We start from the raw sequence: 20,594 nt of genomic DNA, 5'->3' as shown, positions 1-20,594 counted from the left end.
GAACCACGGCGTTATCTCCGCCCCGGTTCAGTATGGTCTGCCGTAGTCCAGCCGGTCAGGACGCAGGCCCGCCCGCCGCCTGCCGCGGCTCAGACTCGCCGCTGCTGCACGGGCCTGCCTCATCCTTCTCCATACCCTCCCGGTAGAAGCAATGCTGCGCCCGCCCGGCGCGTTTGGCCGCATAAAGCGCCAGATCCGCCTGGTTCAGCAGCTGCTGCGGGTCCGGAACCTTCTGCCAAGTCGACAGGGTGGTGCCCGCACTGGCGGAAATCCTGCATGTCTGGGCGCCAAAGGGGATGGGTTCCTCCAGCTGCTGAATCAGCCGCTTGGCAATGGCCGCAAGCCGCGCCGTGTCCAGCACACCTTCGAGGATCATCACAAATTCGTCGCCGCCCACCCGGACCACCGTGTCCGACTGGCGGGTGCATTCCACCATGATCCGCGCCGCCTGCTGCAGCACCGCATCGCCGGCGGCATGGCCCAGCGTGTCGTTCACCTGCTTGAAGAAATCCAGGTCCAGATGCATCAACGCAAATTCACGGCCGCTGGCGATCAGCCGCCGCAGCACATGATCCATCGCCCGGCGGTTCTTGAGCCCGGTGAGCGTATCGGTAAAGGCCTGTTCCTCTGCGGCAATCTTTGCCCCCTGCAGGCGCAGGTTGAGCTGGCGCGACGCCTCCATCGCGGCGGATTTCGCCTCCACCAGATAGAGCATTTCGATGGTCAGGTCGGTGGGCGAGAAATCGGCGCTGGTCAGGTCGTAGTCGCGCACCGCTTCCAGAACGGAGATTCCGAAAGACAGGTTGATGAACGCGCCCTGCCCGTCCGGCAGCGGCGTGCAAACCCCCTTCAGCCCGGTCTGCGGCGCGTCGCGGAACTGCAAATGCAGCTTGCTGCCGGAGGTGCGCAGCAGATCCTCCACCGAGCGCACCGAGCGCGGCCGAGACAGATCAAACACCCGGAAAAACCGGCGCCCCTCCCAGGTGAGCTGCGGGCGCAGCTTTTTCAGGGTCGGCCCGGCAGAGACAATCCGCCCCTTGGGATCGGCAATCACGTACATCGGGCAGACCACGCCTGCCATCTGCGTCAGCTGCTGGAGTGTCATCATAACGAGTGCGCCCCCAAATCAAATTCGCGCCCGGCGGCGAACTTGGTTTCCACCACGGTGATGGAAATCACCTCGGCGCCGCCCTGGGTGCCGCTGTGATCCAGAAACACAAGGTCGCCGTAATCATCGGCCATCGCCCGCAGAACGCCCATCAGAACATAGGCATAGCCGGGCAGCCCCGGCTGGCACACCAGCTCGAACTGCTGCGGCGTCTGCTCCACCAATTCCAGCGCCGGAAGATGCAGGTCGGACACCGCCAGCCGCGCCCGGTCCGGCAGATCATCCAGAGAATGCAGGAACTCCACATAATTCACACCGCCAAAGCGCAGCAGCCGTCTCAGCGCCTCCACCTGCGGGTTGGACACCAGGAAGGTGCCCATGTCCTCCAGCATTTCCGGCAGAGGGCGTGCCAGGATCTTTTCCATTGCCGCCAGCATCCGGCCCGATTGCTCATCCGTGTAAAACAGCATCGCTTCGAACTCGGTAAACCCGAGTCCGGCCTCTTCCATAACCTCTTCCCAGCGGTCTGCCCCGTAGGTACTGGTCACAAAAGCCTGAATCGCCCTGTTGATCAGACCGTGCATGCAATGGCCCCTCTTTGCCTATGCCGCAGTCTTGACGCCTGCGGGTTAAGAAAGGCCCAACAAAGCAAATTTAGGTGGTCTATCGCGCGCATTTTCCCCGGTTTTTATGACTTCTGCACCCAGCCTGCCTCCTGCGCAGCAGACACTGGCATTGTGCGTATTGCGAGCGCAATCCGGCCACAGGCCCCTGGCCAATCAAATCCGGCACAGCGCCCTGTCAGCCTGCTCTCAGACTCTGTTGCGTCTGTACTGAACCGGCTGGCGCCCAGAGGCAAGAGCGCAGCCGGACAAGCCCGCCAGACCGGCGGGATCTGTCCTGCCGCCAGCCTGCCGAACGAAAAGGCGGAGGGCGCGCCCTCCGCCTTTCACCGCGCAGATACTGGCGTCAGAAGTCAGTGGGCGCCCCGCCCTCGGACTTGCGGCGGGCAACAAAGTCCGCCAGTTCGTCGCGGATCGCAGGATCGATCGGCGGCTCCTCGAACTCGGCAATGATTTCCTTGAACAGCTTGTGGGCGCGCTGCGCGGTCCAGGTGGCGCCTGCCGCCTCCCAGGCCTCATAGTTGCGCCAATCGCTCAGGAATGGCTGATAAAAGGCGGTCGCATAGCGGTCCTGGGTGTGCTGGATGCCGAAGAAGTGGCCGTCGTTGCCCACCTCCCGGATCGCATCCAGCGCGATCTCCTCCGGACCGGTGGCGGTGATCTGCGGCTGCATGTAGCGTTGGATCTGCTGCAGGATTTCGCAATCCATGATGAACTTTTCCGGGCTGGCAATCAGCCCGCCCTCCAGCCAGCCGGCCGCGTGGTAGACCATATTGGTGCCCGACTGCACCGCCGCCCACAGCGAATTCGAAGTCTCCCAGACCGCCTGCCCGTCCGGCACGTTGGCGGCGCAAACCCCGGAGGACCGCATCGGCAGCCCGTAAAACCGCGCCATCTGCCCGGTCATCTGGGTTGAGCGCATGTATTCCGGCGTGCCGAACGCAGGCGCCCCCGATTTCATGTCGACGTTGGAGGTGAAGGTGCCGATCACGCAGGGCGTGCCGGGGCGCACGTACTGAAACAGAGCAATCGCACAGAGGCTTTCGGCAATCGACTGCGCCACGGCGCCCGCCATGGTCACCGGCGCCATCGCGCCCGCCAGGGTAAAGGGCGACACCACGATGGCCTGGCCGCGCCGCGCCAGCCGCAGGCAGCCGTCGATCATCGGGAAGTCGTGCTTCAGCGGCGAGGTGGAGTTGATGTTGGTGTACATATGCGGCTTGGCGTCGAACTCCTCATGGCTGAGCCCGCCGGCGATCCGCACCATCTCCATCACATCCTCGACCCGCTCCTTGCCCAAGCTGTAGGCGTGCATCGCCTTGTCTGTCAGGGTCAGCTTGTCATAGAGCACATCGAGATGCCGGATCGAGGCATGGATGTCCACCGGCTCCACCGGGTAGCCGCCGGCAAAGTGGATGCAGTTGAAATACTGCGTCAGCTTCAGCAGGTTGCGGCATTGCTCGCGGTTGCCCGCCACCTTCTTGTTCAGCTCCATGTCCCAGTAATTCGGCGGCGAGGACACATTGCCGAACAGGATGTGGTTGCCGCCCAGCGGAATGGTCCGGTCCGGGTTGCGCGGCGTGATCGAGAATTCGCGGGGCGCCTTGCCCACCATCTCCATCACGAAATCGCGGTCCATTTTGACCAGTTCGCCCTCGACCTTGACGCCGGCCTGCTTGAAGATCTCCAGCGCTTCCGGGTTCAGGAACACCACGCCGATCTCTTCCAGGATGCGCATGGCCCCCTCGTGGATCGCCTGGATGCCTTCCTCTGTCAAAGGCTCAGTCGGCCGGTCGATGTTGACCGGGACCTGCCAGGGCATCTGCTCCAGTGCCGCACTGCCGCGCCGGGCCGCCGCGCCTGCCCTGCCCCCGCCCCGCCGCTTGCGTGCGCCTGTCTCTGCCATGCCGGTCCCCCCTGAATCCGAATTTCGCAAGTGCCGATAGCCATCCACTGTGCCAGTCCCGGCTGCCCGAACCTGTCCGTTCCCGACCACGGCTGTCGTTTTTTCACTGGAATCCGGCGGTACGGGATATTTCTGTACACTTATGCCCAGTCTGCCGCAAAAAAACCGGCGCACAGGGACCGTGCGCCGGTAAAGCTGCCCCTCACCATCTCAGGGCACGGGAATCAGCAAAGGCTCAGCCGTCGATCCAGGCCGGAATATGGCCGATGTCGGGCAGCACGATATCCGCGTGCGGCGCCAGTTCCTCGCGCAGCGCCATGCCTGTCAGAACGCCGATCCGCCGCATCCCGGCTGCGGCGCCGGCCTCCAGATCGTGCAGGCTGTCGCCGACCATGGCGGTCCGCTCAGGCCGTATTCCAGTCACCCTGCAAAACGCCAGCAGCGGGTCCGGGTCCGGCTTGGCGCCATGGCCGCTGTCGCAGCCCGCGACAAAGGCGAAGCGGTCCAGCACCCCGGCCCGCTCCAGCTGGCTCCTGGCGGAAAGCTCGGCATCGTTGGTCATCACCCCCAGCACCTTGCCGCGCGCCAGCAGCCCGTCGAGGAACTCCGCCAGCGGCACCGCCGGCGCCAGCTCCGCCTCCGCAGCGCTTCGGGCCAGGAACACCGCCAGTTCCTCGATCTCCATTTCCGCCACAAACGGCGCCAGCACCTCCGCCACCTCGTCGTTGGAGCCGGCGATCACCAGGCTGTCGGGGTTGAACGCCCGCCGTTCCAGATCATAGCTGATCACCTCAGCCATCGCCTCCAGAACCGCCCGGTCGCCCTTGGCAAGCGTCTCCAGCACCTGCGCCGCCCAGCCGTTCCAGGTGGCGGCAAAGTCGAACAGGGTTCCGTCCTTGTCGAACAGAAAAGCATCAACGGGCATGGCGGGTCCTCTCCTCCGCGGGGTCTTGGCGGGACCCCAGGCACCCCCCCCGCCGATCTCAAGTCCAGTTCACCTGCGCCCCGCCCGGAAGCGACATCCGCGCCTGCAGCGGCATCTCATACGCCAGGCCCTGGGAATCGCAGAACTGCATCACCCAATTGTCGTCCATCGTTAAGAAATCGAGCACCGAGCCAAGGAACTCCGGCTCCGCCGCCCGCGCGCGCAGATCCGCCTCGCTGGCGCCTGTTGCGCCCAGAAACACCGGCAGCAGCTCATCATTTCCGGCCAGCCAGGCCAGGGCTTTCAGCGCCAGGGTCTCGGCGCCATCGGCGGAAATCCGCATGTTCTCCACACTCCTGCCGCATTGCGGCCAATTTAGTAAAAATCCGAAAGGGTTTCTTAACCAGTCTCAGCAAAACTTCCAGTCATAGGATTTGCAAGGGGCGAAAGGATACCGCGTGCAAGGCACTATCCTGGTCATCGACGGCGTCTCCACCAACCGCATCATGCTGAAGGTGCAGCTGGCGGCTGCCTACTACGATGTGGTCCAGGCCGGCGGCGTGGCCGAGGTGCTGCAGGCCGCCCGCCAGCACCGCCCCGACCTGGTGCTGACCGCGATGTCGCTGCCCGACGGCACCGCCGCCGATGTGAAACGCGAGCTGGCCGCGGATGAGGCGCTGGCCGACCTGCCGGTGATCGCGGTTTCCGACTGGGAGGGCCACAAGGCCCGGCTGCAGGCGCTGGCCGCAGGCATTGACGATGTGCTGCAGCAGCCGGTGGACGACGTGATCCTGCAGGCCCGCATCCGCAGCCTGCTGCGCGCCCGCAGCGCCGATGAGGAGCTGAACCTGCAGCGCGATGCGTCGCACGGGTTCATTCTGCCGCTGAGCGACCGCTGCTGCGCCGAGGATCTGCGCAGCGCCTCCGTTGCCCTGGTGGCGCAGGACCCGCGCACCGCCATGGCCTGGCGGGACCATCTCTCCGCCTGCTTGCCCTACGCCCTGCGCACCCACACGATCAGCGACATCCAGGGGCTGATGCAGGCGCCGGTCGCCGATGCCATCATCATCGAGCTGAACGAGGCTTCGGCCGGCCCCGGCCTGCGGCTGCTGGCCGATCTGCGCGCCCGCGCCGCCACCCGCCAGACGGTGGTGATCGCGGTGCCCAATCCGGCCGACCCGCAGATCGCCGCCGAAGCGCTGGACCGCGGCGCCCATGACGTGCTGCAGACCGGCTTCGATGTCGAAGAGCTGAAGCTGCGCCTCACCGCCCAGCTGCAGCACAAGGCCCGCAAGGACCGGCTGCGCGACAGCGTCCGCAACGGCTTGCGCGCTGCGGTGCTGGACCCGATGACCGGGCTTTACAACCGCCGCTACGCCAAGCCGTTCCTGGACCGGGTGGCACATTCCGCCGCCGCCAACGGCGAAAAATTCGCCGTCATGCTGGCCGACCTCGACCATTTCAAGCGGATTAACGATGTTTACGGCCATCCGGCCGGCGATGCCGTGCTGATCGAGGCCGCCCGCCGCATGCAGCAGGTGCTGGGTCCGGCCGACCTGCTGGCCCGCGTCGGCGGCGAAGAGTTCATGGCCGTCCTGCCCGGCGCCAGCGAGGCGGAGGCCGGCATCGCCGCCGTCGCCCTGTGCAACGCGATCAACGGAACCCCGTTCCAGGTCCCCGGCGCCGCCGAGCCGGTCAAGGTCACCATCAGCATCGGCGCCGTCATGGGCGGCGGCGGCAAGGAGGACAGCACCGCCGCGCTGGTCGAGAAGGCGGATCAGGCGCTCTACAACGCCAAAAATGCCGGCCGCAACCAGGTGACGCTTCCCAGAGAATGCACCGTGGCCGCCTGAGGCCGGCGCCTTTTGCAAATTCCGGCACTCACAAAAAAGGCAGCCGCGACCGGCTGCCTTTCCAGTGAATAGCGATCTCCAATGCCTGCCGCACGCGGATCAGTCCCGCCCGTGCCCAGCCCCGTGCCACCGCTTGCCGCGCTGCTGCATCCGCTCTTCCATCCGGTTGGCAAAGGCGGCACGCTCTTCCGGCGTCATCGCCTCCATCTTGCGCACCCAGGCGTCCTGCACCTTAGTGTGGAAGGCGTGGCGCGCGTCCGCCTGGCTGCGCAGCATGTCCCGCAGCGCTGCGGCGTCGAAACTGCCGCTGCGCAGCGCCGCGATCACCGCCTCACCCTCAGCATGACGGCGCTCGAAGTAGCTGCCGTGATGCCCGCCCGCCTGCTGCCGCAGCGCCTTGCGGGTATCGCGGTCCAGCTCACGGAAAATCATCGCCCCGACCGACGGCGGCCGCTGCCAGTGCCGGTCTGAGCCGGAGAACCGCCAGGCCGCGCCGGCCGCGATGCCGATCACCGCCAGGTTCAGCGCCAGCGACGCCGCCAGCAAAAGCTTCAGCCACAGCTTCATTCCGGGTTTACCCTCCGCACTCATTGCAGGTCCTCGCTCAGCATCAGCGCCATGTCATAGCTGTCATCGGCAAACACGCTGCCACTCTCCTCATAGCCCGCCAAAACCACCGGGTCCGGCACAAAGGACGGCGGCGCCATCCCGATCCACAGGCCCGCCGCGCTGGCCGCCGCCAGCCCGCCCATCGCAGGCCAGCCGCCAATCGCCTCGACCAGTTGCCGCCACTTCGGCTGCCGCACCGCCCGCGCAGGCCGCGCGGCGCTGAAGCCCGCTTGCGCGCGTGCCGCATCGGCCAGAATGGCAGTGTTCAGATGCGCCGGCATTCCGGGCCGCGCGCTGCGTGCCGCGGCAAACAGATCCTCCAGCTCCTCCAGTGCTTTATCCGTGTCAGCCATCGCTATACCCCAACTCTTCGCGCCGCCCGGCCAAAGCCGCGGCCAGCGCCCTTTTGCCCCGGGCGGTCAGGCTCTCGACCGCCTCGACGCTGATGTCCATGATCCCGGCGATTTCCGGGTTCGAAAGCTCTTCCAGGTGCCTCAGCACCACCGCCTGGCGCTGCCGCTCCGGCAATTGCATCAGGGCGGCCTGCAACGCATCCTGCCGCGCGCCGTCCTGCATCTGCTCCGCCGCCGAGCGGCACGGGTCCGGAGGCTCGGGCACCGCATCCAGATCCGCATGGCCGCCGCGGGCGCGCCGCTTGCGGTCGATGCACAGGTTCATCGCCACCCGGTAGAGCCAGGTCGACACCTGCGCCTCCCCCGGCCGCCACTGCGGCGCCATCTTCCACAAGCGCAGCATCGCCTCCTGGGTCACATCCTCGGCGTCCGTGCGGTTGCCCATCACCCGCATCGCCACACCAAAGACCCGCGGCCCCAGCCGCGCGGTCAGCTCCGCCGCCGCCCGCCCGTCGCCATTGGCATAGAGCACCATGAGCGCATCGTCAGAGGCCTCCTCCGCCGCTGCGCTCATGGCATCCGGACCCCCGTCAGGGGCCCGGCGCCGCGATATTTCCGTCTTATGCAGCACGCGTCAGCGATCAGTTCTGCTCCGTAGCATTCCCTTGCCCGGCCCCATGGCCGTGCATACCGCCGCGATGCATCCGGGCATTCTCGAATTCCGCCTTGGAGATCCCGCCGCTGCCGTCGGCATCCATGCGATCAAACATCTTGCCCGCCCGGCGCGGCTGCGGCAGCTCGTCCATAGTCAACGCGCCATCCTTGTCGGTGTCAAAGCGTTCCAGCATCTGTGCGGCCCGCTCATTGGCATGCTCCCGTGCCCGCGCCTGCATCTCCTCCAGCGTCAGCTTGCCGTCGCCATCGGCGTCAGCTTTGGCAAAATGCGCGTCCTTCATCGCCTCAATCTCGGCCTTGGTCACCTCGCCATTGCCGTCCGCGTCGATCTCCTCAAAGGACATCCGCGGCCCGTGGTGCCCAAATCCCTGCGCCAGGGCAGCACCGCCAGCAGTCACGGCAGCGGCGGCAACGATCGCGGTAATGAACTTGACGTGTTTCATATCGTCTTTCCTTTGTCCTGCGGCAGCCTCTTGCTGCCTGATGCACAAGAGAAACGCGCCAGCCGCGCAGATCCGTCGCAGCGGCGAAGATTTTTTTGCACCCGGCACGTTGCGGCAAACCGGCGCAGAATTCGGGCTTTCCCCTTTCGCCCCCTTCTGAAGCGCGCAAAGATGCGGGCAGCACACAGGATATTTTCATGACCGAGTCCCCCGCCGTTACGGCCCATGACGCAGAGCACGACCGCCCCACCATGCCCGCCCTGGCCAAGGGCTGGCGCTGCAAATGCCCCAACTGCGGGCAGGGCAAGCTCCTGCATTCCTATCTGAAGGTGAACAGCAGTTGCAGCCACTGCGGCCTGGACCTGACCCACGCGCGCGCCGATGACGGTCCCGCGTATCTCACGATCCTGATCGTTGGCCACGTCATGGCGCCCTTGATGCATGTGGTTTATTTCTCCTGGCGGCCAGAACCCTTAGTAATGTTCACCGTGTTCACGATTGGCTGTCTGGCCTCTTCTCTTTATCTTCTGCCGCGGATGAAGGGGATCGTCATCGCCTACCAATGGGCGCGGCGGATGCACGGGTTCGGCAAGAACTCCCCGGCGGTAACAGGGCAGTAACTGCATGAGCGACACATTTCTTTCCGGCGAAACCACCACCGACAAGACCGCGATCCGCAACGCGGCCACGGTCATCGCCATGCGCGGCCGGATGACCAGCGACCCGCAGGTGCTGATGGGCCAGCGCGGCGCCCAGGCCGCCTTCATGCCGAACAAATTCGTTTTCCCAGGCGGCGCGGTTGATGCGGAAGACGCGCAGGTCCCCCTGGCCTCGCCAATTTCCCCCGTCTGCCAGGAACGCCTGGCCGACAAGGCACCGGACGGCGTGCACCACCCCCTCAGCGTCGCCGCGGTGCGGGAGCTGTGGGAGGAAACCGGCCTGATCCTGGGCGAGCCCGGCAGCTGGGCCGGAGAGGTGCCCGAAGACTGGCAGGGCTTTGCCGCCACCGGCCATGTGCCCTCAGCCCGCGCCATGCAGTTCGTGTTCCGCGCCCTGACCCCGCCGGGCCGTCCGCGCCGTTTCGATGCGCGCTTCTTCCTGGTGGATGCCGATCAGATCACCGGCGATCTGGACGATTTCTCCCGCGCCGCGGATGAGCTGTCGCATCTGCAGTGGATCCCGCTGAGCCAGGTGCGCAGTTTCGATCTGCCCTTCATCACCGAGGTGGTGCTGGCCGAGGTCACCGCCCGCGTCCGCGATGCCGAGCCGCCGCAAAGCGTGCCCTATTTCCACAACAACGACGAGGCCAGCCTGTTCCTGCGCCTCAAGGGCTATCCGATGCCCGCGGACGGGTAACGTTTTCCGAGCCGGGATTATCCCCTAATCCCGGCTGCACTGCCGCAGGCGGCACCGGTCAGATTGCCAGAACCAGTACCAGGATCGACACGATCAGCAGCCCCATGCCCGCCAGCTCGCGGCCCGTGACCTTCTCCTTGAAGAACAGCACCGAGGCCAGCAGCGACAACAGCAGCTCCACCTGCCCCACCGCCTTCACATAGGCCGCGTTTTGCAGCGTAAAGGCCCAGAACCAGCAGAACGAGCCGCCCATGCTGGTCAGCCCCACCCAGACCGCCACCTTGCGCGCCGCCCAGACCCGGGCGATCTCATCCCTGTCGCGCAGTCCCAGCCACGCGCCCATGAACAGCGTTTGCAAGGACACCACCGCGGCCAGCGTCACCGCCACGCGGAACGCAGGCTCCAGATCGCCCAGCTGCAAGGAGGCGCCGCGGTAGCTGACCGCGGAAAAGGCAAACAGCACGCCGGATCCCAGCCCCAGCTGCGCCGCGCGGTTGGTCAGGTGCCGCCACCACGCGCCCGCCGCATCCGGCGCCCGCGACAGCACCAGCACCGCCGCCAGCCCGATCAGGATCGCGACCCAGCCGCCAAGGCTGACCGGATCGCCCAGCACCGCCAGCCCGACGATGGCGGTCTGGATAACTTCGGTCTTCTTGAAAGTGATCCCCACCGCGAAGTTGCGCTGCTTGAACAGCGCCACCACACAGACCGTCGCAAGGATCTGCGCGGTGCCGCCAATCGCCGCATAGATCCAGAACGCAAGCGGCAGCGGCGGCAGCGCCTGGCCAGAGATTGCCAGATACAGCGCCAGACCTGCCAGAATGAAGGGGGCGGAATATAAAAACCGGGCGAAGGTGGCTCCGCCCGGCGACAGCGTCACGCTGCTCAGGACCTTTTGCAGCATGAACCGCACGGTCTGAAATGAAGCAGCGGCAATGGAAACGGGGATCCAGGCAAACATGCCTGTGCTTATGCGCGCTTATTCCCCCTGCTGCCAGAGCGGATGCGGCACCGGGTCCTTGGCGCGCAGCAGGTAGTTGCGGAAAATCTGCAGGTAATTGCGGTAGAAGTAGCCGCCATTGGCCTGCAAAAACGCCTCCCGGCGGGTGCGGTACAGCTGCGGCAGCGCATACCAAGGCACGCCCGGATGCATGTGGTGCACGATATGCAGGTTGTTGTTCAGGAACAAAAGGGCCAGCGGCCCGGTATCCTCGATTACCACGGTGCGGCCCTGGGCGGTTTCATGCGCCCGGTGCTCCAGGAAGGTGCGGATCTTCAAAATCCCCAGCCCCATGTAGGCCCCCAGCACCGCCGCCCACAGCGGCGCCGGCGATTGCAGCACCACCCAGATCACCGGGATCAGGCCGACCGCGTGCAGCAGCCAGTCCCGCAGGATGCCCGGCGCCCCCTTGCGCGCCAGCCGCCAGTCAGCCGCCATAAAGCAGATCTGCCCCAGCAGCGGCCCCAGCACCATCCGCCCCAGCAGCGTGTTGTTGATCCGCAAAAGGGTCTTGCGCCACGCAGGCAGACGCGCCCAGACGCCCGGATCCTGAAAATTGCTCTCCGGGTCGTCATAGGGGTCGGTCAGCGCCTCATCCTCGTGATGCGCCAGATGGGTGTCGCGGAACCGGCCATAGGGGATTGCCATGCTGAGGGGGAAGACCATCAGCGCCTCGTTCAGCCAGCGGCGGCGGAACGGATGCCCGTGCAACGCCTCATGGGTCAGCGAGGAATGCAGCGCCGCCATCACGCCCAGCGCCAGAACGGTCAGCGCCAGGCTGACGCCGGGCAGCAGCCACAGCGCCGCCAGCCAGCCGCCGTAGCACGCCAGCATCAGCGCCAGGGTTCCCCACTCCGCCCCCTGCGGCAGATATCCGGTGCGGCGCTCAGACATGGCGCCGCCCCCATTGGACCTGCGCCCAGACGCGTTCATACGCCAGGTAGACGGTGAACCCGATGCCGGTATTGACCAGCGCCATCGCCCCGCCCGCCTTGACAGAGCCGGTGGCCGCCAGCCCCACCAGCGTCATCGAGACCAGCCCGAGACCGTTCCAAATCACTGCCTTCACTATGGAGCGCTTGCGCGTTTCCATGTTGCCTCCTGTTATTCTTGGGTAAGTGCTTGTTTCCAAGGTACCGCCGCAGGAGGGTGTGCAGAATTCCGAATAGAGTTAACAAAATCCAACGATTATGATAATTATAAACGCATGATAGAAAATATCGACAAACGGGTGCGGGCGGAACAGTTCCGGCAAAGGCTGAACCGGGCGCTGAGCGACAGCGGCCTCAGCCAAAGCGCCCTGGCCCGTGCGGTCGGCGTCGACCGCTCCACCATTTCGCAGTTGCTGACGGATGAAGGCGCGCGGCTCCCCAACGCGCATGTGGTCGGGGCCTGTGCCGGTGCGCTGGGGGTCTCAGCCGACTGGCTCCTCAGCCTCTCCGACCGGCCCGAAAGCGCGGCGGAGCTGCTGGCCTCCAGCCTCTCCCTCACCGAAGCTCCCCGCGCCCTGGTGGATGAGCGGATCTTTGACTGGCATCAGGAGGCCGAGGGCTACAAGATCCGCCACGTGCCGGCTGCGCTGCCCGACATGCTGAAAACACGCGCCTTGCTGGAATGGGAGTATTCGCCGCACCTGGGCCGCACGGCGGATCAGGCCATCGGCGCGTCAGAGGACCGGCTGACCTGGATGCGCCAGTCGCCGTCTGACTATGAAATCGCGCTGCCGCTCTACGAGCTAGACAGCTTCGCGCATGGCGTGGGCTATTATGAAGGGCTGCCGCTGGAGGTGCGTCTGGAACAGCTCGCCCAGTTCGAACGGCTCTGCGAGCAGCTCTACCCGCGCCTGCGCATCTACCTGTTCGATGCCAAGCGGCTTTACTCCTCGCCGATCACCATCTTCGGCCCGCTTTTGTGCGTGTTTTACGCCGGCACCCATTACCTCGCCTTCCGCGACAAGGAGCGGATCGCCACCTTCACCAGCCATTTCGACAATCTGGTGCGCGAGGCGGGTATCACCGCACGGCAGCTGCCGGGACGGCTCCGGGCGCTCAGGGCGGCGATCAGCAGCGGATCCACCGAACACTGAGGGCTGCGCCTGCCGAGGGGCAGGCAGGCGCAGCCCGGCCTTGCGGCCGGGCGGAACACTTTTCCGTTGGGCGGGCGGTTCCGCCCGCCGCCCCTTCCTCAAACCTTCGGGTCCGGGTTCTCCGTATGGCCGTCCACGGCAATCACCTGCCCCGACACCAGCCGCGCCGCGTCCGAGCCGAGGAACACCGCCATATTGGCAATGTCGCGCGCCTCCACAAACCGCCCCATCGAGGTGCCCGCGGCGTAGCCCGCATAGACCTCGTCCCGGGTCATGCCCTTGGCCGCCGCCTCGCGCTCCAGCACGCCCTCCATCCGCGGGCCTTCCACCGCCCCGGGGCAGATCACATTGGCGCGGATATTAAAGGGGCCAAGCTCCATCGCCAGCGTCTTCATCAGCCCGATGACCGCCCATTTGGCCGAAGCATAAGGCGCCCGGTTCGGGTAGCCGTACTGCCCGGCAGTTGAGGATGTCACGATGATCGACCCGGCCCTGGCCGCCTTCATCAAAGGTGCGGCGTATTTGGCGGCCAGAAAGCAGCCCTCCAGATTGACGCTCACGCATTTGCGCCAGTCTTCCAGCGCAATGTCTTCGATTAATGCGGTCGGCCCGGCGATGCCCGCATTGGCGCACAGAACATCCAGCCCGCCCCAGGCGTCAACGATTTCGGCAAACAGCGCCTTCACACCCGCCTCGTCGGTGGCATCCACCGCCGTTGTCCGCCAGCCCTCCGGCACATCCGCCAGGGCCACGGCGCTCACATCCGTGACCCAGACCTTATGCCCGGCGGCGGCAAAGCCTTCCGCCATGGCCCGGCCGATGCCGGAGCCGCCGGCGGTGATCAGAACCCGGCTCATGCCGCAGAACTCACCGCGGCGCGCCAATGGCGCGGCCCAGACCCTCCGGCGCGGGCAGCGCGGCGTGGGCCTCGGCCAGCTTCACCAGATTGGCCTCGATATGCGGCGCAGGCGGAGCAGGGCGGCGGGTCGCAAGGTCCACGTGCAGCAGCATATGCTCGCCGGTCGCCAGCAGACGCTCGCCCGAATACATCTCGTGCCACAGGTGCATCTTCTTGCCCGCCCCCATGATCACCCGGGTCCGCACCTGGATCGGGTCGCCCGCATGGACCTCGTCGATGTGGCGGATATGGGTCTCGGCGGTGAAGTAGCTGCCGCCGTTGGCGATATACTCCGCATCGCAGCCGATGATCATCATCAGCCGGTCGGTGGACTGCGCGAAGGCATCCAGGTACCGGCTCTCGGTCATGTGGCCGTTGTAATCGGTCCAATCCAGCGGCACCACGCGGCTCTGGGTCAGCACCGGCTGGCTCAGGTCCTCAATGTCATCAATCGCGCGCACCAGCCCCGCCTCGCCCTCGCGGCCCCGGTCATGGGCATTCTGCAGTGCGCCCGCACCCCAGTCGTTGCTGCCCAGCGCCCGCATCATGCCCACCAGGTTGTCGTCCCGGTGCCGCTCAAGCTCTCGGATCGAATACTGGCCGGATTGTTCATCCGACTGGCCCGCGATCAGATCGACCAGCTCATCGGTGAACTCCGGCACATCCATCAGCTTGGTCCACGGCCAGCTGAGGCACGGGCCGAACTGCGCCATGAAATGCTTCATGCCCGCCTCGCCGCCAGCCACCCGGTAGGTCTCAAACAGGCCCATCTGCGCCCAGCGGATGCCAAAGCCGTAGCGGATCGCGTTGTCGATCTCTTCTGTGGTGGCAATGCCGTCCTTCACCAGCCACAGCGCCTCGCGCCAGACCGCCTCCAGGAAACGGTCCGCCACATGGGCGTCGATTTCTTTCTTCAGGTGCAGGGGATACATGCCGATGGCAGTGATGATCTCCTTGGCCCGGTCGATGACGCCCGCCGGATTGGCCGCTGTCGTGACCAGCTCCACCAAGGGCAGCAGGTAGACCGGGTTGAAGGGGTGCGCGACCACGATCTGGCCGGGGTTCTCCCGCCCGTCCTGCAATTGCGACGGCTTGAAGCCCGAGGTGGAAGAGCCGATCACCGCATCCGGCGCGCAATGGGCCTGCAGCTCGGCATAAACCTTCTGCTTCAGGTCCAGCCGCTCCGGCACGCTCTCCTGGATCCATGCCGCGCCGTCCACGGCTTCGGCAATGGTGGCATGGAAGGTCAGGCTGCCCTCCGCAGGCAGCGCCACATTGCCCAGGCCCGGCAGCGAGCGGCGGGCATTGGCCAGCACTTCGCTGATCTTGCGCTCCGCTTCCGGGTCCGGGTCGAACACCCGCACGTTCCAGCCATTGAGCAGGAACCGCGCGGCCCAGCCGCCGCCAATAACCCCGCCGCCGATAATTGCCGCAGATTGCTCCACCATTGTCGTCCATCCTCCGAGGGACCCGGCCGCCGGGCCCGTGTGTTATTCCTTGGTCTGAGGCACCATCTCCAATGCCTCAGGGTCATAGCCATTGCTGCGCAGCACGGATTTGGCCGCGTCCAGTTCTTCCGCGCCAAGTTCCGGGCTGCGCGCGAGGATCCAGCCCTGTTCGCCGCCCGGGGTGCCGACCACCGCAACCGAGTAATCCTCTGTCACGTCCAGCACCCAGTAATCGCCCCAGGTCAGCGGCAGCCAGCTCAGCCAGGAGACGAAGTTCACCTCCAGCTTGCCCGGCGCCCGGACGCGGGCCACCCCCTCCGCCGCCTCGACCGGGCCATCCAGACCCTCGCGGCGGCAGCGGTTGACGACACTGATCCGCCCATCCTCCCGCGCGCTGTAGGTTGCCGTCACCCCTTCGCAGCCTTCTTCAAAGCTGTTGGGAAAGCGCGCGATTTCGTACCAGGTCCCCAGATAGCGGGAGAGATCCAGGTCTTCCTGCACCGTCATCGGCACGCCGGTGTCCCGGTACCCCTCCGCCCGGGCCGAGGCCGCCGCAGCGATAACAAGGGCTGAGGCAGCAATTGCCGGGATAAATGTGCGGAAGGTCATGGACGGAATCTCCTGAATCGGAACGTTGGTTTTCATCACACCCCAACGTCCCGTGTCCTGAGCGGTTCCCTCAGCCGCCCGCCGGCGCGCGTTTTGTCAGACCCAGCTTCTCGCGCACCTCCTGCGGCCCGATCACCCGCGCGCCCATGTTCGACACGATGGTGTTTGCCCGCTCGACCAGCTGCCAGTTTTCCGCCAGCACGCCCTTGCCAAGCCACAGATTGTCCTCCAGCCCGACCCGCACGTTGCCGCCCGCCAAAACCGACTGCGCCGCATAGGCCATCTGGTTGCGGCCCAGCGCGAAGGCCGAGAAGGTCCAGTCGTCCGGCACATTGTTGACCATCGCCATAAAGGTGTTCAGATCATCCGGCGCGCCCCACGGCACCCCCATGCACAGCTGCACCAGCGCCTTCGGCTCCAGCACGCCTTCCTTCACCAGCTCCTTGGCAAACCACAGGTGGCCGGTGTCAAAGGCCTCGATCTCCGGCTTAACGCCCAGATCGGTCATCATCTGGCCCATCGCCCGCAGCATGCCCGGCGTGTTGGTCATGACATAATCGGCCTCAGCAAAGTTCATGGTGCCGCAGTCCAGGGTGCAGATCTCCGGCAGACATTCCGCCACATGCGCCATCCGCTCGGTGGCGCCGACCATGTCGGTGCCCGCCTCTTTCAGCGGCAGCGGGTTTTCGGTGTCACCGAACACCATGTCGCCGCCCATGCCGGCGGTCAGGTTCAGCACCACATCCACCTCCGCATCGCGGATACGCTCGGTCACCTCGCGGTAGAGATCCAGGCGCCGGGACGGCGCGCCAGTTTCCGGATCGCGCACGTGGCAGTGGACGATGGCCGCCCCGGCCTTGGCCGCCGCAATGGCCGACTCAGCGATTTCCTTGGGCGAACGGGGCACATGCGGACTGCGGTCCTGGGTGCTGCCCGAGCCGGTCACGGCGCAGGTGATAAAGACCTCGCGGTTCATTTCCAGCGGCATTTTTCTTCTCCCGTCGATGTACAGGGTTTTGCCTCGGGTTATCCCCAGGCTCCTCCCCAGATTCTGATTTGCGCTGGCACCGACTCTGCCGCAGCCTTTTGCGGCACAGTTTACACCAGGCGAATCGAAGTTGATGAAATCCGCAAAAAACATCCTGCAGCCCGAAAACCGGCCGCTGAAAACCGCGCTGCTGGTGCTGGACGAATGCAACACGCTGTCCTTCGCGGCGGCGGTGGACCCGATGCGCGCCGCAAACCGGCTGGCGGGCCGCGCGGCCTTCGACTGGGATTACGTCAGCGCCACGGCAGAGCCGCCGATGCTGACCAGCGGCCTCACCGTGCCCAGCATTCCCCTGGCCCGGCTTGAGGGCTGCGAGCTGCTGATCGTCGTGGCCGGCTTTCAGCTGGCCCGCCACGCCACCCCCAGCCTGCTGGCCGGCCTGCGCCGCATCGCCGCCACCGGCGCCACCATCGCAGGCATCGACGGCGGGCCGTGGCTGCTCGCCGAAGCCGGCCTGCTGGACGGCCACCCGGCCACCACCCACTGGGAAGATCTGGAGAACTTTGCCGCCCGCTTCCCGGAGGTGGACGCCCGCAACGACCGCTTCACTGTGTCCGAGGGCCGCCTCACGTCGGGCGGCGCCACGCCCGCGATCGAGATGATGCTGCATGTCATCGGCGCCCGCCACGGGGCCGGCTTTGCCGCGCGGGTGGCCGGGCTGTTCCTTTACGATGGCCCCGCCGCCGCACCCCGCCCGCAAAGCCGGCTGGGCGGCCGCAAGCACAATGCGCTGACCGCCAAAGCCAATGCGCTGATGGAGTCAGCGCTGGACGAGCCGCTGCCGCTCAGCGCCATCGCCGAGACGCTCGGCACCAGCCCGCGCAGCCTGCAGCAGCAGTTCCGCCTGCGCCTCAACACCACCCCGCAGGATCACTACCTGCAGCTGCGCCTGGCCGAAGCCCGCCGCCTGGTCACCGATACCAACATGCCGCTGATGGAGGTGGCGATGGCGACCGGCTTCACCTCGCAGTCAAGCTTCGCCCGCGCCTTCCGCACTGCGCACGGCACCTCGGCCCGCGACCTGCGCCAGGAACAGGCCCGCCCGACAGCGCATTGACCCCCGGCAGGATCCCTTTCTTCTGGCCGGAAATATCCCGGGGGTGAATTGCGCCGCAAGCGCAAGAGGGGGCAGCGCCCCCTCCTCCGCCCGCTTCAACCTGCCTCAATACGGCATCGGATGCGCCCGGTGCGCCGCGTTGATTTCGTCCAGAACCTCCTGGCTCAGCTCCACTTCCACCGATTGCAGCAGATGCTCCAGCTGCGGCAGGCGGGTGGCGCCAAAGATTGCTGACGCCATGAACGGCCGGGTCCGGCACCAGGCCAGCGCCATATGAACCGGGTCCAGCCCGTGCCGCCTGGCAATCTCCAGATAGGCCGCCACCGCCTCATAGACCCGCGGCGAGTGGCGCCCGCCCAGCTCCGGGTTGATCGATTTGCGCGAACCCTCCGGCACCGCCCCGTCCTGATACTTGCCGGTCAGCAGCCCGGTGCCCAGCGGCGAAAACGCCATCAGGCCGACGTCCTCATTGACGCTCAGCTCCGCCAGGTCGGTGTCATACATCCGGCACAGCAGCGAGTATTCGTTCTGGATCGTCGCCACCCGCGGCCAGCCGCGTTCTCCGGCGATGCGCAGCCACTGGGCGGTGCCCCAGGCGCTTTCGTTCGACAGGCCAAAGGCGCGGATGGTGCCGCGCTCCACCTCGCGCTGCAGCGCCTCCAAGCAGTCCTCCATATTGGCCAGCACCGCCTCCCGGTTCTGGCCGGAGGGGTCATAGGTCCAGTTCTGCCGGAACATGTAGCTGCCCCGGTTCGGCCAATGGAACTGGTAGAGGTCAATGTAATCCGTCTGCAGCCGTTTCAGCGAGCCTTCCACGGCGGCCGCGATGGTCTTCGACGAGATCGGCGCCCCGTCCCGCGCATGTTTCATTCCCTCGCCCGAATGCTTGGTTGCCAGGATATATTCCCCGCGCCGCCCCGTCTTTGCGTTCCAGCTGCCGATAATGCGCTCGCTGTTGCCGATGGTCTCCGCGCTGACCGGGTTCACCGGATACATCTCGGCCGTGTCAACAAAGTTCACGCCTGCCGCCAGCGCCATGGCGATCTGCGCATGGGCCTCCGCCTCCGGCGTCTGGGTGCCAAAGGTCATCGTGCCCAGGCACAGTTCAGAGACCTCGATGCCGGTACGGCCCAACGGGTTCATTTTCATATCGCGCGCTCCCCAGTTGCGGATGTGCCTGCGACCCTAAGGCCCCGCCCGGGAAGTGCAAGCCGCTTGCACCGGCGCGGCAAAGCGGCCAGCCTGCGCGCAAGCCGAGCAAAGGAGTTCCCATGCCGCAAACCATCACCAAGGGCGTCAAGGCGCTGCTGGCCGAGGCAAACAGCCTGGTCGGCACCATGCCCGTCGAAGAGGCCAAGCAGAAGGTTCTGGACGAGAGCTACGTCTTCGTCGACCTGCGCGACATCCGCGAGCTGCAGCGCACCGGCATGATCCCAGGCGCATTTTCCTGCCCGCGCGGGATGCTGGAATTCTGGATCGACCCGGACAGCCCCTACCACAAACCTGTGTTCAACCAGGATAAGACCTATGTGTTCTACTGCGCCAGCGCCTGGCGCTCGGCGCTGAGCGCCAAAGCGGCGATGGAGATGGGGCTGAACCCCGTGGTGCATCTGGAGGGCGGCTTCACCGAATGGGCCAAACAGGGCGGCCCGGTCGTCCCGCGCGAGGGCTGAGCCAGGCAAGGAAGCGCAGGATGCAGCCCGCGGCTCCCTTCACCCGGCAGCACGGCGCCCCGCCGTTCACCGCCGCCGTGCTGCACGGCGGCCCGGGTGCTGCCGGCGAGGCGGCCCCGGTGGCGCAGGAACTGGCCGCCCGCGGTTTTGGTGTGCTGGAGCCCTGGCAGTCCGAGACTTCCGTGGAGGGACAGATCTCCGAGCTGCGGCACCAGCTGGAGACGGCCTGCGCCGCCCCTGTGGTTCTGATCGGCTTGTCCTGGGGCGCCTGGCTGGCCTGCCTGCTGGCAGCCCGGCATCCGCATCTGGCCGCCAAACTGGTACTGGCAGGCTGCCCGCCCTTCGAGGCCCGGTTTGCGGCACAGATTGACGCCGTCCGGCAGGCCCGCCTGCGGCCTGCGGAACGGCAGGAGCTGACTGCGCTGCTTGGCGGCAGCGGCATGGAGACGCCGGCAGGACTGGCCCGCGCGGTGCAGCTGCTGGACCAGGCAGAGGCCTGTGCGCCGCTGCCGGATCTTCCGCCTCCGCAGATCTCCTTTGACCGCGGGATTTTCCAAAGCGTCCGGGCCGAGGCTGCAGAGCTGCGCCGCTCCGGCGTGCTGCTGCGGGAGGCGGCCAGGATCCGCTGCCCGGTGATTGTCCTTCACGGCGATCAGGATCCGCACCCGGCCGCCGGCGTCCGACAGCCGCTGCGAAAGGCGCTGCCGGGGCTCCGCTTCCGCCTGCTGCGGCGCTGCGGCCACAAGCCCTGGATCGAGACCCATGCCCGAGCGGATTTTTTCCAGGCGCTCGAAGACGCGCTCGCCCCGGCCTGACAGCGTCCGGACCGGCCTGCCGCACGCGCCGCCGCGCCGCGCAACGCGCGGCGCCCGGCCCAACCGGAACTGCGCCTCTCGCGGAGGCGCGGGTCCGGGCGGGAGCACC

At 66.4% G+C, this 20,594-nt stretch carries 24 protein-coding genes; 7 read left to right on the top strand and 17 right to left on the bottom strand.

What is annotated here, in order from left to right; genetic code table 11:
- Positions 1–55 precede the first annotated feature (55 nt).
- The 5 genes from PHA8399_RS00800 to PHA8399_RS00780 all read right to left on the bottom strand — a co-directional run bounded on the left by PHA8399_RS00800 (position 56) and on the right by PHA8399_RS00780 (position 4,905).
- Entirely contained in the window at positions 56–1,108 is a 1,053-nt protein-coding gene (locus tag PHA8399_RS00800; protein ID WP_058284315.1) for a GGDEF domain-containing protein, read from the bottom strand.
- Entirely contained in the window at positions 1,105–1,692 is a 588-nt protein-coding gene (locus PHA8399_RS00795; protein ID WP_058284314.1) for a heme NO-binding domain-containing protein, read from the bottom strand. The genes PHA8399_RS00800 and PHA8399_RS00795 overlap by 4 nt, the downstream gene beginning before the upstream one ends.
- 385 nt (positions 1,693–2,077) lie before the next feature.
- Positions 2,078–3,637, bottom strand: coding sequence for a trimethylamine methyltransferase family protein (locus PHA8399_RS00790; protein ID WP_058284313.1), 1,560 nt, complete (start codon positions 3,635–3,637; stop codon positions 2,078–2,080).
- 235 nt (positions 3,638–3,872) lie between these two features.
- Positions 3,873–4,562 carry an HAD family hydrolase gene (locus PHA8399_RS00785; protein ID WP_058284312.1) on the bottom strand — a complete coding sequence of 230 codons (690 nt, stop codon included), beginning with the start codon at positions 4,560–4,562 and terminating at the stop codon, positions 3,873–3,875.
- A 58-nt stretch (positions 4,563–4,620) separates the two neighbouring features.
- A complete protein-coding gene (locus PHA8399_RS00780) occupies positions 4,621–4,905 on the bottom strand; it encodes a DUF3572 domain-containing protein (RefSeq protein WP_058284311.1) in 285 nt (94 codons plus the stop codon).
- A gap of 115 nt (positions 4,906–5,020) precedes the next feature.
- On the opposite strand from PHA8399_RS00780, the gene PHA8399_RS00775 reads away from it, so the two are divergent.
- Positions 5,021–6,415 (top strand): diguanylate cyclase domain-containing protein, encoded by a 1,395-nt coding sequence (locus PHA8399_RS00775; RefSeq protein ID WP_058284310.1) that lies wholly within the window; start codon positions 5,021–5,023, stop codon positions 6,413–6,415.
- A gap of 99 nt (positions 6,416–6,514) precedes the next feature.
- Here PHA8399_RS00775 and PHA8399_RS00770 read toward each other — a convergent pair whose 3' ends face one another.
- The 4 genes from PHA8399_RS00770 to PHA8399_RS00755 form a co-directional block, all read right to left on the bottom strand.
- Entirely contained in the window at positions 6,515–7,006 is a 492-nt protein-coding gene (locus tag PHA8399_RS00770) for a periplasmic heavy metal sensor (RefSeq protein ID WP_058284309.1), read from the bottom strand.
- Positions 7,003–7,377 carry a hypothetical protein gene (locus PHA8399_RS00765; RefSeq protein WP_058284308.1) on the bottom strand — a complete coding sequence of 125 codons (375 nt, stop codon included), beginning with the start codon at positions 7,375–7,377 and terminating at the stop codon, positions 7,003–7,005. Before PHA8399_RS00765 ends, PHA8399_RS00770 begins: the two co-directional genes overlap by 4 nt.
- Positions 7,370–7,951, bottom strand: coding sequence for an RNA polymerase sigma factor (locus PHA8399_RS00760; protein ID WP_058284307.1), 582 nt, complete (start codon positions 7,949–7,951; stop codon positions 7,370–7,372). Before PHA8399_RS00760 ends, PHA8399_RS00765 begins: the two co-directional genes overlap by 8 nt.
- 67 nt (positions 7,952–8,018) lie before the next feature.
- The gene (locus PHA8399_RS00755) at positions 8,019–8,495 is read right to left on the bottom strand and encodes an EF-hand domain-containing protein (RefSeq protein WP_058284306.1); all 477 of its coding nucleotides are present in this window, start codon (positions 8,493–8,495) and stop codon (positions 8,019–8,021) included.
- 197 nt (positions 8,496–8,692) lie between these two features.
- On the opposite strand from PHA8399_RS00755, the gene PHA8399_RS00750 reads away from it, so the two are divergent.
- Both PHA8399_RS00750 and PHA8399_RS00745 read left to right on the top strand, forming a co-directional pair.
- Entirely contained in the window at positions 8,693–9,115 is a 423-nt protein-coding gene (locus PHA8399_RS00750; protein ID WP_058284480.1) for a DUF983 domain-containing protein, read from the top strand.
- Between the two features lie 4 nt (positions 9,116–9,119).
- A complete protein-coding gene (locus PHA8399_RS00745; protein WP_058284305.1) occupies positions 9,120–9,851 on the top strand; it encodes an NUDIX hydrolase in 732 nt (243 codons plus the stop codon).
- Between the two features lie 58 nt (positions 9,852–9,909).
- Here PHA8399_RS00745 and PHA8399_RS00740 read toward each other — a convergent pair whose 3' ends face one another.
- Genes PHA8399_RS00740 through PHA8399_RS00730 form a run of 3 tightly spaced genes read right to left on the bottom strand, consistent with a single transcriptional unit; the run spans position 9,910 to position 11,944 of the window.
- Positions 9,910–10,812, bottom strand: a complete 903-nt coding sequence (locus PHA8399_RS00740) for an EamA family transporter (protein WP_058284304.1) — start codon at positions 10,810–10,812, stop codon at positions 9,910–9,912.
- A gap of 18 nt (positions 10,813–10,830) precedes the next feature.
- The gene (locus PHA8399_RS00735; RefSeq protein ID WP_058284303.1) at positions 10,831–11,745 is read right to left on the bottom strand and encodes a fatty acid desaturase; all 915 of its coding nucleotides are present in this window, start codon (positions 11,743–11,745) and stop codon (positions 10,831–10,833) included.
- A complete protein-coding gene (locus tag PHA8399_RS00730) occupies positions 11,738–11,944 on the bottom strand; it encodes a DUF2061 domain-containing protein (protein WP_058284302.1) in 207 nt (68 codons plus the stop codon). Before PHA8399_RS00730 ends, PHA8399_RS00735 begins: the two co-directional genes overlap by 8 nt.
- A gap of 114 nt (positions 11,945–12,058) precedes the next feature.
- On the opposite strand from PHA8399_RS00730, the gene PHA8399_RS00725 reads away from it, so the two are divergent.
- Complete coding sequence (locus tag PHA8399_RS00725; RefSeq protein WP_058284301.1) at positions 12,059–12,937, top strand: helix-turn-helix domain-containing protein; 879 nt, start codon at positions 12,059–12,061, stop codon at positions 12,935–12,937.
- 98 nt (positions 12,938–13,035) lie between these two features.
- Here PHA8399_RS00725 and PHA8399_RS00720 read toward each other — a convergent pair whose 3' ends face one another.
- The 4 genes from PHA8399_RS00720 to bcoG all read right to left on the bottom strand — a co-directional run bounded on the left by PHA8399_RS00720 (position 13,036) and on the right by bcoG (position 16,880).
- Positions 13,036–13,794, bottom strand: coding sequence for an SDR family oxidoreductase (locus PHA8399_RS00720; protein ID WP_058284479.1), 759 nt, complete (start codon positions 13,792–13,794; stop codon positions 13,036–13,038).
- Between the two features lie 10 nt (positions 13,795–13,804).
- Entirely contained in the window at positions 13,805–15,280 is a 1,476-nt protein-coding gene (locus PHA8399_RS00715) for a carnitine 3-dehydrogenase (protein WP_058284478.1), read from the bottom strand.
- 45 nt (positions 15,281–15,325) lie between these two features.
- On the bottom strand, positions 15,326–15,892 hold the full coding sequence (locus tag PHA8399_RS00710) for a lipocalin family protein (protein WP_058284477.1): 567 nt from the start codon (positions 15,890–15,892) through the stop codon (positions 15,326–15,328).
- A gap of 70 nt (positions 15,893–15,962) precedes the next feature.
- Complete coding sequence (gene bcoG / locus PHA8399_RS00705) at positions 15,963–16,880, bottom strand: 3-dehydrocarnitine:acetyl-CoA trimethylamine transferase BcoG (RefSeq protein ID WP_058284300.1); 918 nt, start codon at positions 16,878–16,880, stop codon at positions 15,963–15,965.
- A gap of 133 nt (positions 16,881–17,013) precedes the next feature.
- Between bcoG and PHA8399_RS00700 the strand changes: the two genes are divergently transcribed.
- Entirely contained in the window at positions 17,014–17,997 is a 984-nt protein-coding gene (locus tag PHA8399_RS00700; RefSeq protein WP_058284299.1) for a GlxA family transcriptional regulator, read from the top strand.
- 105 nt (positions 17,998–18,102) lie between these two features.
- Here PHA8399_RS00700 and PHA8399_RS00695 read toward each other — a convergent pair whose 3' ends face one another.
- Positions 18,103–19,146 (bottom strand): aldo/keto reductase, encoded by a 1,044-nt coding sequence (locus tag PHA8399_RS00695; RefSeq protein WP_058284298.1) that lies wholly within the window; start codon positions 19,144–19,146, stop codon positions 18,103–18,105.
- 122 nt (positions 19,147–19,268) lie between these two features.
- Here PHA8399_RS00695 and PHA8399_RS00690 point away from each other — a divergent pair, with 122 nt between their 5' ends.
- Together PHA8399_RS00690 and PHA8399_RS00685 are read left to right on the top strand one after the other, a co-directional pair.
- Positions 19,269–19,670 (top strand): rhodanese-like domain-containing protein, encoded by a 402-nt coding sequence (locus PHA8399_RS00690; RefSeq protein ID WP_058284297.1) that lies wholly within the window; start codon positions 19,269–19,271, stop codon positions 19,668–19,670.
- A gap of 20 nt (positions 19,671–19,690) precedes the next feature.
- On the top strand, positions 19,691–20,485 hold the full coding sequence (locus tag PHA8399_RS00685) for an alpha/beta fold hydrolase (RefSeq protein WP_058284296.1): 795 nt from the start codon (positions 19,691–19,693) through the stop codon (positions 20,483–20,485).
- Positions 20,486–20,594: the final 109 nt, after the last annotated feature.

The sequence above is a fragment of the Leisingera aquaemixtae genome (assembly GCF_001458395.1).
Lineage (GTDB): Bacteria > Pseudomonadota > Alphaproteobacteria > Rhodobacterales > Rhodobacteraceae > Leisingera > Leisingera aquaemixtae.
This window is presented reverse-complemented; position numbering and strand designations above follow the sequence as displayed.

Excerpts from the sequence above, each read along its gene's own strand:
- PHA8399_RS00800 (WP_058284315.1), bottom strand. The coding sequence starts at position 1,108 with ATGATGACACTCCAGCAGCTGACGCAGATGGCAGGCGTGGTCTGCCCG.
- PHA8399_RS00795 (WP_058284314.1), bottom strand. The coding sequence starts at position 1,692 with ATGCACGGTCTGATCAACAGGGCGATTCAGGCTTTTGTGACCAGTACC.
- PHA8399_RS00790 (WP_058284313.1), bottom strand. The coding sequence starts at position 3,637 with ATGGCAGAGACAGGCGCACGCAAGCGGCGGGGCGGGGGCAGGGCAGGC.
- PHA8399_RS00785 (WP_058284312.1), bottom strand. The coding sequence starts at position 4,562 with ATGCCCGTTGATGCTTTTCTGTTCGACAAGGACGGAACCCTGTTCGAC.
- PHA8399_RS00780 (WP_058284311.1), bottom strand. The coding sequence starts at position 4,905 with ATGCGGATTTCCGCCGATGGCGCCGAGACCCTGGCGCTGAAAGCCCTG.
- PHA8399_RS00770 (WP_058284309.1), bottom strand. The coding sequence starts at position 7,006 with ATGAGTGCGGAGGGTAAACCCGGAATGAAGCTGTGGCTGAAGCTTTTG.
- PHA8399_RS00765 (WP_058284308.1), bottom strand. The coding sequence starts at position 7,377 with ATGGCTGACACGGATAAAGCACTGGAGGAGCTGGAGGATCTGTTTGCC.
- PHA8399_RS00760 (WP_058284307.1), bottom strand. The coding sequence starts at position 7,951 with ATGAGCGCAGCGGCGGAGGAGGCCTCTGACGATGCGCTCATGGTGCTC.
- PHA8399_RS00755 (WP_058284306.1), bottom strand. The coding sequence starts at position 8,495 with ATGAAACACGTCAAGTTCATTACCGCGATCGTTGCCGCCGCTGCCGTG.
- PHA8399_RS00750 (WP_058284480.1), top strand. The coding sequence starts at position 8,693 with ATGACCGAGTCCCCCGCCGTTACGGCCCATGACGCAGAGCACGACCGC.
- PHA8399_RS00745 (WP_058284305.1), top strand. The coding sequence starts at position 9,120 with ATGAGCGACACATTTCTTTCCGGCGAAACCACCACCGACAAGACCGCG.
- PHA8399_RS00740 (WP_058284304.1), bottom strand. The coding sequence starts at position 10,812 with ATGTTTGCCTGGATCCCCGTTTCCATTGCCGCTGCTTCATTTCAGACC.
- PHA8399_RS00735 (WP_058284303.1), bottom strand. The coding sequence starts at position 11,745 with ATGTCTGAGCGCCGCACCGGATATCTGCCGCAGGGGGCGGAGTGGGGA.
- PHA8399_RS00730 (WP_058284302.1), bottom strand. The coding sequence starts at position 11,944 with ATGGAAACGCGCAAGCGCTCCATAGTGAAGGCAGTGATTTGGAACGGT.
- PHA8399_RS00725 (WP_058284301.1), top strand. The coding sequence starts at position 12,059 with ATGATAGAAAATATCGACAAACGGGTGCGGGCGGAACAGTTCCGGCAA.
- PHA8399_RS00720 (WP_058284479.1), bottom strand. The coding sequence starts at position 13,794 with ATGAGCCGGGTTCTGATCACCGCCGGCGGCTCCGGCATCGGCCGGGCC.
- PHA8399_RS00710 (WP_058284477.1), bottom strand. The coding sequence starts at position 15,892 with ATGACCTTCCGCACATTTATCCCGGCAATTGCTGCCTCAGCCCTTGTT.
- bcoG (WP_058284300.1), bottom strand. The coding sequence starts at position 16,880 with ATGCCGCTGGAAATGAACCGCGAGGTCTTTATCACCTGCGCCGTGACC.
- PHA8399_RS00700 (WP_058284299.1), top strand. The coding sequence starts at position 17,014 with ATGAAATCCGCAAAAAACATCCTGCAGCCCGAAAACCGGCCGCTGAAA.
- PHA8399_RS00695 (WP_058284298.1), bottom strand. The coding sequence starts at position 19,146 with ATGAAAATGAACCCGTTGGGCCGTACCGGCATCGAGGTCTCTGAACTG.
- PHA8399_RS00690 (WP_058284297.1), top strand. The coding sequence starts at position 19,269 with ATGCCGCAAACCATCACCAAGGGCGTCAAGGCGCTGCTGGCCGAGGCA.
- PHA8399_RS00685 (WP_058284296.1), top strand. The coding sequence starts at position 19,691 with ATGCAGCCCGCGGCTCCCTTCACCCGGCAGCACGGCGCCCCGCCGTTC.